Below are 16,421 nucleotides of genomic sequence, written 5' to 3'. Positions count from 1 at the left end.
TAATTATGTTTAAACCAGTAGGAGTTAATCGCGTTATGCGCTTTCTGGTATTAATATTATTACTTGTGTCTTCCCTTAGCTTTGCAGAGGGCAAAACAGACGCCCCTAAACTTACAGCGCCCCCTCAAGTGGAGCAACTACTTCAACTAAGTAGTGAAATATCATCATTAATCGACGAATCAGTGGAAGCGAAGGGTTCTTCAAAAGATGTTGTTCGTTCACAGATTTTAAATAAAAATGATGAAGTTCGTGACATTTTATCGTCACTTATTGTCAAGAAAAACTCGGATAAAAAACTTCTGCTTGATCAAGTTGAGAAGCAAGTCATTTTTATGAAACGAGCCAATAAATATCTTGATGATAAATCAATACAAGATCAGGAAGCATTCGATAAAGCAAAAGATGCAGATAAACTCGTTGCATTAAAGTCTTTACAAGAAACACGTAATAATTCTACGATGATAATTAGACAAGAGTGGCAAAATTATCAATGGTTAGAAAAACTAGGAAAACCTGTACCTCAAGCAGTAAAGGATTTGACCAATAAAGTCGAACATCGCTTAGAGTTTATGTCAGCTTCACTTACTTTTGATAGCGAAGCGCTAGAACTTGCTGACAAGCAATTAAAATCGGGAACCGAAGGCGAAACTGGCTCACTGCAACTCACACAGGTTTTAGCGCAACGTCTAGTAGAAAGTGACACTGAGACCCTAGAACAACTAATTGATGTAGCAGATAAAATTGGCATTGATACTGCTGAGTTTAAGAAAATATTATTCGAACAAACTGGTAACGTCACTAACGATTTATTAAATAGTAAAGTGATTTGGTCAATCGCTTCAGGGTGGACAATAGATTTCAAAGACTGGCTTCTAGCAAACTTGCCCCAACTAATTTTTAAAGTATTCATTTTTGTTTTAATCATCTTTGCTTTTAGAACATTAAAAAATATTGTTAGAAAGATGGTGAAAAAGGCCGTATCTGCCAAAAACCTCAAAATGACGATGCTAATGCAAGAATTTTTTATCTCGATGTCAGGTAAAATTGTATTTGGAATTGGCTTATTGATTGCTTTATCTCAAGTCGGTCTAAACCTTGCTCCCGTACTCACTGGTTTTGGGGTTGCTGGTATTATTATTGGTTTTGCCTTACAAGATACCCTAGCAAACTTTGCCGCTGGCGTGATGCTTCTCATTTATCGTCCATTTGATGTAGGCGATCTTGTTGAGGCAGGCGGAATTACTGGCAAAGTAAGCCATATGAGCCTAGTTAACACCACAATTAAAACATTCACAAATGAAATGCTAATGATACCCAATGGTAAAATTTGGGGTGATATCATAAAAAATGTGACACACGAGAAAGTACGCCGCGTTGATATGGTCTTTGGCATTGGCTATGGCGATGATGTTGAAAAAGCAGAAAATGTGCTAAATGAAATTGTGACTGAACACCCTTCTGTACTTAGAAGCCCTGAACCAACAGTTAAACTTCACACCCTAAATGCTTCATCAGTTGATTTCGTTGTTCGTCCTTGGGCAAAAACAGACGATTATTGGGAAGTATACTGGGATATCACACGTGAAGTGAAGATGCGCTTTGATCGTGAAGGTATTTCGATTCCATTCCCGCAACAAGATGTACATCTACATATGGTTGAAAAAGCAGTTGAATCTAACAAAGCTTAAATAAGTAAGGGCAAGGTATTACATCACCTCTGTAATACCTTGCCCTTCTTTTAGCGCTTGCTTTATTAAGCATACTTTATAAATGCCCTGTTACATCCACTTCTTCTCTTAAAACAATGATTCATCAGCGATAACACGTTACAATATTATAAGGGGTTTATAATAATTAAATCTTTCAATAATATTTTACTTCGCTTAACGAATTACATTTGGTTACTTAAAAAAATGTAAAGTAATACTCTGGTAGGGTAATTTAAGCTATAGTTATTCACTCAAAGAAACGGCGTACAATAACGCCGACCTAAAAATAGAATGTGTTTATCACGCTTTACTATTTTTTAAATAGAATTTATTCAGGAATGATTATTATGAAAAAGCGTCTTTTATCAGTTTTGGTACTTCCTTTGATGCTAACAGCTTGTGCAGGTAACAGTGCTATGAACTCAGCACCACATAAAGCCACTGCAAACGAAATCAGTAATGGCAATTGGGAATTAGTTAAAATTGATGACAAAGCTCTTACATTACAAGAACCTTTCCAAGCTCCTAGTCTAGAGCTAGGTTCGGATCTTGCAGCTAACGGTAACGCAGGTTGCAACCGTTACTTTGGTCAAGCAGAGCTTAAAGATGGTCAACTACGCATTGAAAAAATGGGGATGACGATGATGCTTTGTCCTGACGATGCAATGAAAGTTGAGCAAACATTCTCTGAGTCACTATCAGACTGGAACAAAGTTGCTATTTCTGGCGACACGCTAACGCTGACAAATACAAAACACACATTAACGTTCACAAAAAAAGTTGCTGACGTTAAATAAGTATTTGCTACAAAAAACAGAAAGGCAGCCTTGAAGCTGCCTTTTTTATTTCTATATTTTACTTATTTATACTGCCGTTTTAATGTAACTATTGGTGTGATTTTTCGGCTGGGCTGATCATATTTTCAAATTCAGCTTTAGTTTCATACTAGTTACGTGTTTTCAAACTACTATCAGGGTTTAAATTTGTGATGTACTTTCTGTTGTCTAAACATTGAAAGAATGAGTGGTATTGAACAACCTTTAACTATTCCCCCTGATTATGGATGTTTATCAAGTTGATAGTATGGCGATATGAATTAATTCACGCCAATATAGCCGTTTAGCCATCTAGATGTTTACGTCTGTATCAAAAAACGATACGTTTATAAAAGAATACGCTTTCACAAGGACGTAGATAAGCATGATTGAGCTAAAACATCTTAGAACATTGTCAGTATTACGTGATACAGGCTCATTAACGGCGACAGCCAATACCTTGTGCTTGACCCAATCGGCTCTTTCTCATCAATTAAAAGATCTTGAGCAGCGGCTTGGTGGTCAGCTATTTTTACGAAAAACTCGGCCTGTCAAATTTACTGCAGAAGGTGATATTTTATTAAACCTTGCAGATACGATCATTCTGCAAATCACTCATGCAGAACATGAACTAGCCAATATAAAACAAGATGCTAATGGTCGCTTGCATATGGCAATCGAATGCCATTCTTGTTTTCAATGGCTAATGCCTGCGCTAAAGGAGTATCAGGGACAGTGGCCAGCTGTAACACTAGACTTCTCATCAGGCTTTGGCTTCGAGCCGTTACCAGCTTTGGCTTGCGGTGAGCTCGATTTAGTGATCACATCCGATATTCAGCCACGTAGTGAAATCCATTATGAACCTTTATTCGATTTTGAAATGCGATTAATCGTTAGTGTTAACTCCCCTTTAGCAGAAAAGCCTTTTATCACGCCGCAAGATATTGCCGATCAAACCATGCTAAGTTATCCCGTACAAAAAAATCGCTTAGATATAGTCAAGCATTTCCTACAACCTGCTGGCATAGAGCCGAAAGCTTGGAAACAGGCGGATAATACCTTGATGCTTGTGCAAATGGTGTCAGCAGGATTAGGCGTTGCCGCACTACCCAATTGGGCTATTCATGATTTTGCACAGCAGGGATTAGTCGTAAGTAAACCGTTAGAACAAGGTTTATGGCGACGTTTATTTGCCGCTATTAGAGCATCAGAACAGCAACGTCACTATCTACAAGCTTTTTTTGCAACGGCAAGGCAACAATGTCAGCTTCATTTAGAAGGCATTAAATCGGCATAATCCATACAGAATAAAAGCCTCATTAATGAGGCTAATTTATAAATTAGTTTACTAGCGAAATTGATTTGTTATTGGATCATACTGGTAGCCTAGCTGTGCCAACTTATCTGTCAATTCGCCTTCATCTAGCTCATAACGACTCAATAATTCAGACATGCTACTACATTCTAAACGTAAGCGTTCATTCACTATACCGATGACAATATTGCCATCCATACTCAATAGATTGTTAATTTCCATACACCGTCCAACTCCCTACATAAATAACTTAATCACAAAGTGTTCATGTTACTTATTAAGCATAGACGCAGATAACCAATACGAAAAAGCCGCTATAAAAGCGGCTCTATTTCAATGTTTACAATACCTATTATTAAAACAAAACTAACTGTAAACCCGCAGAAAACATCAACACAGCAAGCGCAATCACTAACTGCCAATTGTTCGCTTTTTTATTTAATAATATGTGACCTGCCCAAATCACTAAGCCAATCACCATTAATGCTAATGCAGTAATGATTTCTATCATATGGTGACTTGTTGTTGACTGACCGAGAGTCATGATCTGCCAGATCATAAATAAAATTGTTAATATTGCACTGATAAAGCCGACAAAAGGTAATATCCGGTGAAATGCCTGTAGACGCGTACGAGCAAAAGTCAGTAAAACATGGGCCAGTGCGCTACCATATAACGCAATAGCGACTAGGCTAATTGCGATTTCAGGCATATTTAAGCTTGGAAGTAATACAAGCCAACAAATAAATGCGAATACATCACTGCCATATAAAACTTTGATAGGCCCTGCATCACGTGTTTTTCCTGTTTTCACTTTCATGGTAAAGAACGCTAATGCCAGTAACGGTAAAACGGCTAAGGGTTGCGCGATTGCAGCAAGTAACCAACCCAAAAGCAGTACAGGTAACATTTTATGAACACGACCACGTTGACCTGGACAAATTTCGCCCTTCATCAAAACAATGGTAAGGATAAGTTGCGCCCCAAGTAGCGCGGGCACAAGAAAGGTTAAGTAGCCTGCCATAATAAACGTCATTGAGTAGAGAAAAAGTAAAGCGATTATACCGAGTTATTCAGTGATGTGAATATATGGCTAGATTTTCTAAATTGAGACGACATTTTAAAATAAACCAATAACGTCATTTATTCTATTTGAGACGCATTTTGCATATTTTATTAAAAAAGTCTTAATAATAAGAATTTTTAATGATTAGGCTATCTTTAATAGTGAAAGGGATAAAATTAAAAAGAGGTTTAACTATTTAGCCTTTACTTCTAATCATCAGGATTATTCAAACTGCAGGAGGTTTATATGAACAAATCACAACTACTCCCACTATTATTACTACTTAGCAGTACAACTGCATTTTCCGCTATTTATTCTTGCGCTGACATACCGTCGGGTAAAAATACACTAGAAACCAACGACTCAGGAATTGATGCCTTTTATGTCATTAATTGTTCAGAGCAAACGTTAACCTATAGTTATCAATATAACCCAGCTTCTTTTAACTCAGAACAGCTACATGGTTTAGCGAAAGAAATGCTAAAAAATATGCACTCAGATAAAGCGATTTTAAATAAACAATATCCGTTTGTTAATTTTCTCAGTTTTAAAATTTATCATGGTTCAACATTATTAGATTCTGTCGTTGAGAAAATAAAATAAAAGTATTTAATCTAATTTCATAAGCGCATCAAAAGCAGCATCATCATCAATCAATATATCAAGATTATATTCTGTTGCAGCTGCTCGTACTCGGCGATCAGAATCTGTCGATAAAATGCGAATAAATAATCCTTGCTGAGCCAGTAGCAAGCGCTGCTTTACGGTAAGATCTTTTATTTTATTTTCCATTTTAATGCACCTGTCCATATACACTTAATTTCACATAACTTACCTTAATATTTGCATAGAGTATATATAAAATTTTTATATATCAGCATAACTGTCTATCGATAGATTTATCATCATTTTAATACCCTGATATAATCATACAATAAGCTTTATCTCTCTTTACAGGACAGGACTATGAAATTCTTTTCCCGCTTATCACTCACTATTTTTGTTTTATGTTTTAGCTTCTTTTCATCTCCTGCCTTGGCAGCAAATAAAACACAGGACGTACGCTTTAAAAAAGGGGCAACTAGTGCTGAATATCCGGCAAAAATAACAGGCTATGATTTTAATGATTATGTTTTTTATGCAAAAAAAGGGCAGGCACTAACAGCAAAACTTCTTACAAAAAGTACCAAATTATGGATTAACCTATCTAATCAGAACTTAGAATCAGGCGTTGATCTCAGTGAATACTCTGAATCACTCAACAAACAGGGCGCTTATACTTTGCCATACAGCGGTAAATACACCATTCGTGTTGGTCAATATCGTGCTTTTGCTCGTCGTGGTGAGCATAGTGATTTCACATTATCGATTGAAATAAAATAGTTAAAAGTACGTTATAGATCCTCGCTAGAACGTACAAACAATATGCCCGAAACCTTTATCCAAGTTGATCTATCATGTGCGTTTTACTTTTTTCAGCTTCTCGGGCTAATAATCCACATAAAATAAACATTACGCTATAAAGTACCGTTCCACCTGCAACGACACTTTCCCAGTGACCATGCTGCCAACAGTAAATTAATAAAAAGCCCCCTATACTTCCGCCTACATAGTAATGCACTAGATACATCGCTGTTGCTGTAGCTTTAGCAACTTGTGCATGTTTACTCACCCATGCATAAGCCAGTGAATGAGTAAAGAACGCGCCAGAACTAATAAGTAACAAACTGATGAGGATCATTGCACGTGCTTCAACCAAACCTAACCACATGCCCAGTAAGCTAACTAAACTACCAAAAAACATGCCACTCACAGGACTAAATCTGTTCGCCCATTTACCGCTGAGTCGTGCTGTTAATGTTCCACTCAAATAGCAAAGAAAAATTAAGGCAGCCCAACTTAATGGTAAATTAAATGGTGCAGCGACCAATCTAAAACCAGAGACAGAATAAAGGTTAACAAAGAGTGCAAAGTTAATACCGCCAATCAACATCGCTATCCATAGTAACGGTTGCTTTATATGTTGTACCAAATGCTTACCATGAATGCGAAAACCTTGACGATTAGGCTTAAAGTGTTGCTGTTTAGGTAATAACTTAATCACAATGATTGCACCAACCAAGCTAAAACCAGCTAACCCTAATACGGCGAGATGCCAGCTAAAATGCTCGCTAATAATACCGCCATATAATCGCCCCACTATCCCCCCTAATGAATTAGCACTAATATAGCTCCCCACTGCAACCATAAGCGCTTTTGGAGTAAACTCTTCTGCCATATAAGCAACAGCAACAGCAATAAAACCAGCAACAGAAACCCCCATTATCGCCCTTAAAATCGTGAGTGTGATTAAGCTATTACTAAAAGCCATAATACAGCCAACGACAGGTAATAATGACAAACTCATTAACATAATCACACGCCGTCCGACAATTTCAGAAGCAATCGCCCAAGGGATCAAACACACAGCTAACATTAATGTTGTTGCCGCTAATACCCAATTAATAGCTGTCGCACTCACTCCAAATTCTCGTGCCATAAGCGGCAGCATTGGCTGAAATAAATAAAGGTTACAAAACACAATAAACGAACCTAATGCCAGAGCAAAACAGGCTTTTTTATAATGTGATGAATGAAGTTCAATCATGTATTCACCAGAAATTCATGCTCAATACAACGCTCAAACATTGATGTAAGCATTAACGTAGGAAAGAATTATCTATCAAGTGACACTTACGGTATCAATTGCCTTGTAATAATGAAAATATATAATATATATAATCATAATAACTTTGGTTTATAGCTATGGATTCTCGACAACTTACCTATTTTGTCGCACTAGCAGAAACAAATAATTTTACGCGAGCAGCTGAAAAGTTACACATTGCTCAACCCGCGCTTAGTATGACAATCAAAAAGCTAGAACAACAACTGGGCTTATGCTTATTTTCACGCAATGAACGCAAAGTAGAATTGACTAATGAAGGAAAAGTATTACTTCTTCATGCAAAAGTGATTATTCAAAAAATTCATGATGCACAAACTGCAATGGCTGAATTACGAGGATTAGAAAAAGGAGAAGTACGTGTCGGTATTCCAAGCATGCTAGGATCATACTTCTTTCCTGAAATTATTATGGGCTTTAAAAGTCAATACCCAAACTTAAAGCTCAGTATTGTTGAAGCTGGCACTCAATCAATTAGAAAAATGATCATTGATGGCGAGTTAGATTTTGGTGTAATCATTAATCATGATCTGCCTGATTCATTGCATCCAGAGCCACTATTAAAATCACAAATGGTTGCTGTTGTTTCAGAAAATCATGAATTATCAAAATATAAATCCCTTTCTTTTGCTGATTTTTTTAACCAAGAGCTAGTGATGTTTAAACATGGTTATTTTCATCGAGAAACAATCGATAGCATCTGTGAGAAATACCATTTCACACCTAACATTTCATTTGAAACTAACTTACTGGCGATGATTTTTAAAATCGTGAGACAAGATTTCGCCATCACTACATTGTTAGAAATGGTGACAGAGTATGAACCAAAGCTTATCCCTATTCCTTTTGAAGAACCGATCTTGCTTGATATTGTAATGGCATGGCGTAAAACAGGATATTTATCAATAGCAGATCAAGCATTTATTGATTATGTAAAGCAGCACTGCTGCCAACAATAATTACATTATATAAAGACCACTCAACAACTAAATAGTTAAGTCGCTTTATTTTATTAATCGATCTGATATTAAATCTTATTATCTTTTAATAGAAAACAATATGAATATCAATATTTAACGTCAAATAACCACTGATAGAAAATATTATTATCATTTACACAGCAAATAATTAACAATAAACGGTAAATACTGCTTTAGATCATAAGTTTTCTGATAAAACCTCGTTAATAATTTTATTTTTAGTTAAATTACTCGCAGCAAAAACTATTATTCAGTAATAATTTTCTATCTTTAGATTTAAAATAAGGAGTCTTCATGACGGAGCTATTAATAGGCTTGGTGATCACCATCGCCGTTGGCTATTACATTGTAAAAGGATATAAAGCTGCAGGAGTATTATTAACTGCAGGAGTTTCGTTATTAATTATTGCAGGCTTATTAGGGCATTCTGTTTTACCTGAAAAAGTTGTCTCAACCGGTAATTTATTCACCGATTCTCTTGAATATGTAAAATACATGCTGCAGTACCGTGGCGGCGGCTTAGGTCTACAAATCATGTTGTTATGTGGCTTCGCATCATACATGACCCATATTGGTGCTAATAATGTCGTGGTTAAACAATTTTCAAAACCTTTGTCATTTATTAAATCGCCTTACGTATTATTAGTTGCAGCTTATATTGTTGCTTGTTTAATGTCTCTGGCTGTGAGCTCTGCAACTGGCCTTGGCGTATTATTAATGGCGACACTATTCCCAATGATGACTGCAATGGGTATTTCTCGCCCAGCAGCTGCGGCAGTGTGCGCATCCCCTGCTGCAATCATTTTATCACCAACGTCAGGTGATGTAGTTGTTGCAGCGGAAAAGGCGGGCTTACCATTACATGTCTTTGCCGTTGAAACCGTATTACCTGTTTCTATCAGTGCTATTATTGTAATGGCGGCAGCGGCGTACTTCTGGAACAAATATCTTGATAAGAAAAACAACACACCAATGGAGCGTGTTGATATTTCTGAAATGGAAGTAAAGGCTCCTGGGTATTACTCAATCTTACCTTTCATGCCAATTATTGGGGTATTCCTATTCAACGGTGAAACTATCCCTGGTCTAAAAATCGATATTTACACCATTGTTGTGTTATCTATTACCATTGGTGCGATTGTCGATTTTCTGACTAATCGTTTGAACGGTAAAGTTACACTTGAAAACCTAGAATCTTGCTACGCCGGTATGGGTGATGCATTCAAAGGCGTAGTTATGCTATTAGTCGCAGCAGGTGTGTTTGCGCAAGGATTAATGTCTGTGGGTGCCATTGATAACCTACTAGCCTTAGCCGATAAAGCCGGTGCCGGTGGCGTCGCTCTAATGCTATTACTAACAGCACTAACTGTTGCCGCTGCAATTGCAACAGGCTCGGGTAATGCACCTTTCTATGCCTTTGTTGAACTTGCACCTCAACTTGCGGGTAAGTTAGGTTTAAGCCCTGCATTCCTTATCATCCCTATGCTTCAAGCATCAAACTTAGGCCGAACTATCTCACCAGTATCAGGTGTTATTGTAGCAACATCTGGTATGGCTAAAATCAGCCCATTCGATGTGGTTAAACGTACTGTTGTTCCTGTAGTTTGTGGCTTAATCACCGTTATTTTAGGTACTGTCGTGCTTGTACCTATGTACGCTTAATAGAAACTGAGCATTATAAAAACTCAAGCCTGTAGAGCGAACTACAGGCTTTTTTAATTGCTTCTAAAACGGCAGAATAACGACTCAATCATCGATTAAAGATAATGACAGTGGATAAACAACAAGCTATTTATCAAATTATGAGTTTTGGCTCTGAACGTGACAGCGCCTTTTCTGTCTATCTTAATGCAGAGTCATCAGCCCAAGATACACCATTTGTTGTCACTAAATCTTTGCTAATTCAAGTACTGAATAAATACTTAACACAAGAGATTGATGATAACGATCTTGAGCAATGGGCTAATTTGATCAATTTTCGTGACGATATTGATGGCGATGCGATTGAAGATTGGCTCTATGCGTTAGGCAATCAAGAAATGATGGGAAATAACGGAAATAAAAAAGCGAACATTGAACGTATGCTCGCTTTACTAAACAATCAAGAATAATGCATCACCGATTTTAGCCCGCTCGTAGTGCTAAAATCGCTTTAATATCTAAGGGATACTGATATAGCGAAAACGCAACCTCTTGCTCATCTACTGCAAGAATAGACATCCTATCAGCTAATTCATTGCCTTCGATGCCTACGTGTCCATTCACATGGTAAATCTGGAGCATATCTTTAATTGTCTGATAGCACTCAAACATTAGTTGGATCAAATCTAGGTTTTTGATCTCTCCTCCTGATTTTTTCCAACCATTCTTTTTCCATGATACCGCCCATTGGGTAATGGACTGAATCGAATAACGTGAATCACAAAATATCGCGACACTTATTCCACCAGCAATATACTTTTCAGCTTGGAGTAATGCTTGATATAACGCATTTAATTCAGCGGTATTATTGGTACCTTTCGGATTATATAAACCAAACCACAACTCATTTAAATGGTTTTCTCTATACAGGGCTAAACCTGAGCCTGCTTTACCGGGATTAGGATCACAACCTCCATCTGTGAAGATTTTAATCTCTGCTTTAACCGCATGTACTTGCTCTGCAGTCAGAGATCCTTTACTGGTTTTGACTGCTTTCGAGACATTTTTTGTGGCGGTTGATGTCCGATATACAGAGGCTTTACCATTAAAAGCGGCTTTTGCTTCTTCTTGGCTAGGAAATGATTTGTATTTAGCGCCAGTAAACTTGTCCACTTGCTGTTTACAACTCGTCCAATCAGTATATATTCCAGGCTCTCGTCCTTGCCATACAACATAAAACTTTTTCGCCACACCAATCTCCAGCACATATCATTAAGTATTCAGTTATATACTAACAGTCATTAGCTATTTTTTTCAGGTATGATGCGGTAATAATTTATTGTTTAAACGTTATTAAGTGGAGTGAGCCTGTGAGCAAGGAAATTAGAGTTGATATTGCCCACATTTTATCCGAAATTGGTGTCAATATTGAACCACATGACAATATATCAACGGTCTTTTTCTTAGTATTGTGTTGTGGGGCCGCTTTTATTTCTTATGTGATCGTTCGCTGGGGATTACTGAAAATTGTTAATGCCATGCTTAGGCGTTCAAAAGCCTCATGGGGTTCAGTGATCGTCAAACATGCGGTATTTGAAAAACTGTCACTTATCATTCCTGCCGTTGTGCTTAACTTACTCATCCCATTAGTGCTTGATCAACATATTATCCTTAGTGGATTAATAGACCGTCTTCTAAGTTTATGGCTTATTTTGGCTCTTATTCGAAGTAGTTATGCTTTTTTAGATGCCAGTAATGATATTGCTGACATCAAATTAATGAGCCGTGATCTACCTATAAAAAGTTTTGTTCAATTATTTAAGTTAATCATCTTTTTAATTGGTTTTATCATTGCTATTTCAGTGCTCACAAATCGCTCTCCCGTTTATTTCTTAAGTGGCTTAGGTGTTGCGACAGGCTTAGTGTTATTAGTCTTCCGCGATACTATTCTAGGCTTTGTTGCTGGTATCCAGTTATCAGCAAACCAAATGGTAAAAGTGGGTGATTGGATCCAAATGGATAAATATGGTGCTAATGGCAGTATTGAAGAGGTCTCATTAACCACGGTAAAGGTTAAAAACTGGGATAACACCGTGACAAATATTCCTGCATATGCGCTTGTTCAAGATTCCTTTATTAACTGGCGTCAAATGCAAGAATCTGGTGGTCGTCGTATTAAACGTTCTGTGTTAATCGATATTGATACCATCAAGTTTATCGACAGCAATGATGAAGCACAGTTAGCAACAATAGATTTTGTTCCTGCAATTCTGGCAAAGAAAAAACAAAACCTACCACCAAATACTGGCTTAACCAACGTCGCGATATTTCGAGGTTATCTTGATGTGTATCTCAAACAACATCCTCAAATACGTCAGGATATGACTTTTCTCGTGCGTGAATTAGAGCCGACACCTAATGGATTACCTATCCAAATTTATGTTTTTGTGAATGATACGCGATGGGCTTTTTATGAAGATGTGCAATCAGATATTTTTGATCATGTCTTTGCGATGATCCCTAAATTTGGTCTATCGGTTTACCAAAGCCCTGCTTCGTCAGATATTAGAAGTTTGCAGCCAATTACAGCAATGGAACAACAGACTATTGCTAAAAAACAAAACTTTTAATTATCGAACTTAAAAATGGCAAGCGATTTAACGTTATACACTCAGCGTATAGCTTGCTGTTTTTATCTGAAAGTTGCTAGTACATTAAGGCACTATCACACAGCGTCTGAACAAATCCTGCATCGGTTTATAGTTGCACACGACCCCTTGAATGTTAGCGTTAAGCCACTGCTCTGCCGTTACACCACTAAAATTAATATTATAACCACAATTAATGACGATATGTTCAAACAGTATCCGCTGTGTCCGACCGTTTCCCTCTCGAAATGGATGTAATACATTAATATCGCAATAATATTGTGCCAGTCGCTCAATCAACTCATCAAATGGTAACCCTACCAGATAGTGTTCAGCTTCAAGTTGGTTAAATATACGAGTTGTTTCTTGTGGTAAACGGCTTACGTGACAAAAACGTGTATCGTCTTTTGATATATCAATCTTACGACATTGACCCGCCCACTCAAATAAATCATCAAAAAGCCATTTGTGAAGCTAACAAAAATACGCGAAATCATAAGGTGGCGTATCAAATTCAATTCCCATCGCCGCCAATATATTAAATTGAGTTTCTGCCTCATCAAATAAAGCTTCATCTCTAATATTGAGCTTATTAATCAATACATCAGAGTTTTCGTAAGTATATGGATCTTGGTCTGTACCGTACTTATCGTCCACATTTACACCTTTTCAGTGTTCTCTTGTTGATAATACCTAATAAGTTGCATTCGCAATGCATTACGCTCTCGAGTACTCTTTATCTTTGAAGGCACACTAATGTCATAACCTTCTAACCGCATACTTTGCGTAAAATTAGCCATTTTAACTTTCTCGCAATATGCATGTTTGTCTGTAAAGCTTGTTAATATTGATAACTTTTTATTCTCCTGCTCATCACTCTTCATCCATTTTCTCTCTTCTCTTTTTTCGTCCATTGTAAACATTTTTATGTTTTATAATTTATTGTTCATCTATATATTTAATTTAACGTTCGATATGAAATATTTTTAGCATAGTTAACTATTATAAAAATGATGTTTCAGTAGTGATTTATCCTTAAAAAATATCTGGTTTTATAGGGGCTAGTCAGTGATACCGCTAACCGTTATAATTCCCGCCTCAAAATATAGAGGTCAAAACATGCACACGAAAGTAACACCTATTGATAGCTATCCTAAGTATTGGGCTGAATGCTATGGCACAGCGCCATTTTTACCAACATGCCGTAAAGAAATGGATGCTTTAGGTTGGGATAGCTGTGACATTATTATTGTTACTGGTGATGCCTATGTTGACCACCCTAGCTTTGGTATGGCGGTAATTGGACGCCTTTTAGAAGCCCAAGGGTTCCGTGTTGGTATTATTTCCCAACCTAAATGGGACAATAAAGACGAATTCATGAAACTGGGTAAACCGAATCTCTTTTTTGGTATTACTGCAGGTAACATGGATTCGATGATCAACCGCTATACCGCCGATCGTAAGCTTCGTCATGATGACGCTTACACCCCGAACAATGAAGGGGGCAAACGTCCCGATCGTGCAGTACTCGTATATTCTCAGCGCTGTCGTGAAGCATTTAAAGACGTTCCTATTGTATTAGGTGGTATTGAAGCAAGCCTTCGCCGTCTTGCACACTATGATTACTGGTCTGACAAAGTGCGTCGTTCAGTATTAATGGATGCAAAAGCCGATATTTTATTGTTTGGTAACGCTGAACGTGCGCTGGTTGAAGTCGCGCACCGTTTGGGTAATGGCGAAGATATTAAGTCATTAACGCGTATCGCTGGTACTGCGGTAATGGTGAAAGAGGCTCCTGAAGAGTATAAAGAAATTGACTCTTCACGTATTGAAAAGCCCGGCCGCGCAATGGTAATGCCAAACCCATACGCGACCGAAGAAAACTGTGATACGAATAAACAAGAACAAAAAAACGAAGCCAAAGTAGTACGTGTACAACCATCACGTCACGATGCAAAAACAACAGTTGTTCGTTTACCATCATATGAAAAATTAGCCAATGACCGTATTCTCTATGCCCACGCTAGTCGTGTGATGCATTTAGAAACCAACCCCTACTCTGGTCGTGCTCTAATTCAAAAACACGCTGATCGTGAGCTTTGGGTAAACCGTGCGCCGATCCCACTATCAACTGAAGAGATGGATTTCGTTTTCGGCTTACCGTTTGCGCGTGTGCCACACCCTAGCTACGGCAAAGCAAAGATCCCAGCTTATGATATGATCAAAACTTCGGTTAATATCATGCGTGGTTGTTTTGGTGGTTGCTCTTTCTGTTCAATCACAGAGCACGAAGGTCGAATCATCCAAAACCGTTCAAAAGAATCTATTTTGAACGAAATTAAAGATATTCAAGAAAAAGTACCAGGCTTTACGGGTACCATTTCTGATCTTGGTGGCCCAACAGCAAACATGTATCGTTTAGGCTGTTCTGATGAACGTGCAGAAGCCAACTGTCGTCGTCCATCATGTATCTTCCCTAAGATCTGTGAAAAGCTAAATACTGACCATAAACACACTATCGATCTGTATCGTGAAGCGCGTAATCTAAAAGGCATTAAAAAGATTATGATTGCGTCAGGTGTGCGTTATGACTTAGCAGTTGAATCACCAGAGTATGTTCGAGAACTTGTGACTCACCACGTTGGTGGCTACTTAAAAATTGCCCCAGAACATACCGAGAAAGGCACGCTTGATCTGATGATGAAGCCTGGTATGGGTACGTTTGATCGCTTTAAAGAAATGTTTGAACAATACAGTCAGGAAGCAGGCAAGAAGCAATACCTGATCCCTTACTTTATTTCAGCACACCCTGGCTCTACTGATGAAGACATGCTTAACCTTGCTTTATGGTTAAAGCAAAATGACTACCAGTGTGATCAGGTTCAGAACTTCTACCCGTCACCAATGTGTAATGCAACGGCGATGTATCACTCTGAAACAAACCCACTGAAGAAAGTGAAATATAAAGGCCGCGAAGATTTATCAGTTGCCAAAGGTGAGCGTCAGCGTCGCTTACACAAAGCGCTATTACGTTACCATGATCCAGCTAACTGGGTATTGATCCGTGACGCGCTAATTTCGATGGGTAAAAAACATTTAATCGGTAATCGTTCAAGCTGTTTAGTTCCACCACCAGGTACTGAAGCTGAGCTAACGCCAGCAGAGCGTCGTGGCTCGGGTCGCCATGGTGCTAAGCGATTTGCGACTAAGCACCCAAATCAACCTGATATTCGTAAAGACGGAAAGCGTAGCTCAACAGCGCGTAACGGAAAGCCAACAGTAAAAGGTAAACCTTCAGCCAATGGAAGACCTACGGCTAATAGTAAACCTGCTGGAACAGGCAACCGAAGTGAGACAAACGGCAATAAGCGCCCTAATAATGGCAGCAATGCAGGTGCCCGTAATGGCAAACCAGCAGGCAATACAAATCGCAACGGAAAAGCGGGGCGACCAAATAAACCGACACGCAGTCGAGCTGGTGCATAAACTGACACATCGTCAACTATATTAGTATTAAACGCT

17 protein-coding genes and 1 pseudogene are annotated in these 16,421 nt (G+C 38.1%); 10 read left to right on the top strand and 8 right to left on the bottom strand.

Annotated elements, in window-relative coordinates:
* Positions 1–35 precede the first annotated feature (35 nt).
* The 3 genes from SKA34_RS09605 to SKA34_RS09595 all read left to right on the top strand — a co-directional run bounded on the left by SKA34_RS09605 (position 36) and on the right by SKA34_RS09595 (position 3,821).
* Complete coding sequence (locus SKA34_RS09605) at positions 36–1,688, top strand: mechanosensitive ion channel family protein (protein ID WP_006645323.1); 1,653 nt, start codon at positions 36–38, stop codon at positions 1,686–1,688.
* Between the two features lie 368 nt (positions 1,689–2,056).
* Positions 2,057–2,506, top strand: coding sequence for an META domain-containing protein (locus SKA34_RS09600; RefSeq protein WP_006645322.1), 450 nt, complete (start codon positions 2,057–2,059; stop codon positions 2,504–2,506).
* A gap of 403 nt (positions 2,507–2,909) precedes the next feature.
* The gene (locus SKA34_RS09595; protein WP_006645321.1) at positions 2,910–3,821 is read left to right on the top strand and encodes a LysR substrate-binding domain-containing protein; all 912 of its coding nucleotides are present in this window, start codon (positions 2,910–2,912) and stop codon (positions 3,819–3,821) included.
* Between the two features lie 51 nt (positions 3,822–3,872).
* On the opposite strand, the gene SKA34_RS09590 is transcribed toward SKA34_RS09595, so the two are convergent.
* Together SKA34_RS09590 and SKA34_RS09585 are read right to left on the bottom strand one after the other, a co-directional pair.
* A complete protein-coding gene (locus SKA34_RS09590; protein WP_005368511.1) occupies positions 3,873–4,061 on the bottom strand; it encodes a DUF4250 domain-containing protein in 189 nt (62 codons plus the stop codon).
* Positions 4,062–4,194: 133 nt separating this feature from the next.
* The gene (locus SKA34_RS09585; protein WP_006645320.1) at positions 4,195–4,863 is read right to left on the bottom strand and encodes a hypothetical protein; all 669 of its coding nucleotides are present in this window, start codon (positions 4,861–4,863) and stop codon (positions 4,195–4,197) included.
* 288 nt (positions 4,864–5,151) lie between these two features.
* On the opposite strand from SKA34_RS09585, the gene SKA34_RS09580 reads away from it, so the two are divergent.
* Positions 5,152–5,508: a hypothetical protein gene (locus SKA34_RS09580; protein WP_006645319.1), complete on the top strand. Its 357-nt coding sequence runs from the start codon at positions 5,152–5,154 to the stop codon at positions 5,506–5,508.
* Positions 5,509–5,514: 6 nt separating this feature from the next.
* Here SKA34_RS09580 and SKA34_RS09575 read toward each other — a convergent pair whose 3' ends face one another.
* The gene (locus SKA34_RS09575) at positions 5,515–5,697 is read right to left on the bottom strand and encodes a hypothetical protein (RefSeq protein ID WP_006645318.1); all 183 of its coding nucleotides are present in this window, start codon (positions 5,695–5,697) and stop codon (positions 5,515–5,517) included.
* Positions 5,698–5,871: 174 nt separating this feature from the next.
* On the opposite strand from SKA34_RS09575, the gene SKA34_RS09570 reads away from it, so the two are divergent.
* Positions 5,872–6,288, top strand: a complete 417-nt coding sequence (locus SKA34_RS09570; protein WP_006645317.1) for a PPC domain-containing protein — start codon at positions 5,872–5,874, stop codon at positions 6,286–6,288.
* Positions 6,289–6,343: 55 nt separating this feature from the next.
* Here SKA34_RS09570 and SKA34_RS09565 read toward each other — a convergent pair whose 3' ends face one another.
* Positions 6,344–7,552 carry an MFS transporter gene (locus SKA34_RS09565; RefSeq protein ID WP_006645316.1) on the bottom strand — a complete coding sequence of 403 codons (1,209 nt, stop codon included), beginning with the start codon at positions 7,550–7,552 and terminating at the stop codon, positions 6,344–6,346.
* A 158-nt stretch (positions 7,553–7,710) separates the two neighbouring features.
* Between SKA34_RS09565 and SKA34_RS09560 the strand changes: the two genes are divergently transcribed.
* The 3 genes from SKA34_RS09560 (at position 7,711) to SKA34_RS09550 (ending at position 10,721) form a co-directional block, all read left to right on the top strand.
* The gene (locus tag SKA34_RS09560) at positions 7,711–8,589 is read left to right on the top strand and encodes a LysR family transcriptional regulator (RefSeq protein ID WP_006645315.1); all 879 of its coding nucleotides are present in this window, start codon (positions 7,711–7,713) and stop codon (positions 8,587–8,589) included.
* Between the two features lie 315 nt (positions 8,590–8,904).
* Positions 8,905–10,272 (top strand): anaerobic C4-dicarboxylate transporter DcuC, encoded by a 1,368-nt coding sequence (gene dcuC / locus SKA34_RS09555; RefSeq protein WP_006645314.1) that lies wholly within the window; start codon positions 8,905–8,907, stop codon positions 10,270–10,272.
* A gap of 110 nt (positions 10,273–10,382) precedes the next feature.
* Positions 10,383–10,721 carry a hypothetical protein gene (locus SKA34_RS09550; RefSeq protein WP_006645313.1) on the top strand — a complete coding sequence of 113 codons (339 nt, stop codon included), beginning with the start codon at positions 10,383–10,385 and terminating at the stop codon, positions 10,719–10,721.
* A 13-nt stretch (positions 10,722–10,734) separates the two neighbouring features.
* On the opposite strand, the gene SKA34_RS09545 is transcribed toward SKA34_RS09550, so the two are convergent.
* Positions 10,735–11,502, bottom strand: coding sequence for a ribonuclease H family protein (locus tag SKA34_RS09545; protein WP_006645312.1), 768 nt, complete (start codon positions 11,500–11,502; stop codon positions 10,735–10,737).
* Between the two features lie 119 nt (positions 11,503–11,621).
* Here SKA34_RS09545 and SKA34_RS09540 point away from each other — a divergent pair, with 119 nt between their 5' ends.
* On the top strand, positions 11,622–12,881 hold the full coding sequence (locus SKA34_RS09540) for a mechanosensitive ion channel family protein (protein WP_006645311.1): 1,260 nt from the start codon (positions 11,622–11,624) through the stop codon (positions 12,879–12,881).
* A gap of 84 nt (positions 12,882–12,965) precedes the next feature.
* Here SKA34_RS09540 and SKA34_RS23605 read toward each other — a convergent pair.
* The 3 genes and pseudogenes from SKA34_RS23605 to SKA34_RS09530 form a co-directional block, all read right to left on the bottom strand.
* Positions 12,966–13,361 (bottom strand): annotated as a pseudogene (locus SKA34_RS23605) (Fic/DOC family protein); the annotation flags it as partial.
* A 12-nt stretch (positions 13,362–13,373) separates the two neighbouring features.
* Complete coding sequence (locus SKA34_RS23600) at positions 13,374–13,556, bottom strand: hypothetical protein (protein ID WP_006645310.1); 183 nt, start codon at positions 13,554–13,556, stop codon at positions 13,374–13,376.
* 2 nt (positions 13,557–13,558) lie between these two features.
* Complete coding sequence (locus SKA34_RS09530; protein WP_006645309.1) at positions 13,559–13,813, bottom strand: YhfG family protein; 255 nt, start codon at positions 13,811–13,813, stop codon at positions 13,559–13,561.
* Positions 13,814–14,018: 205 nt separating this feature from the next.
* Here SKA34_RS09530 and SKA34_RS09525 point away from each other — a divergent pair, with 205 nt between their 5' ends.
* Entirely contained in the window at positions 14,019–16,385 is a 2,367-nt protein-coding gene (locus SKA34_RS09525) for a YgiQ family radical SAM protein (protein ID WP_006645308.1), read from the top strand.
* The last annotated feature ends 36 nt before the right edge of the window (positions 16,386–16,421 follow it).

It is taken from the genome of Photobacterium sp. SKA34 (genome assembly GCF_000153325.1).
In the GTDB taxonomy this organism is placed as follows: domain Bacteria; phylum Pseudomonadota; class Gammaproteobacteria; order Enterobacterales; family Vibrionaceae; genus Photobacterium.
This window is presented reverse-complemented; position numbering and strand designations above follow the sequence as displayed.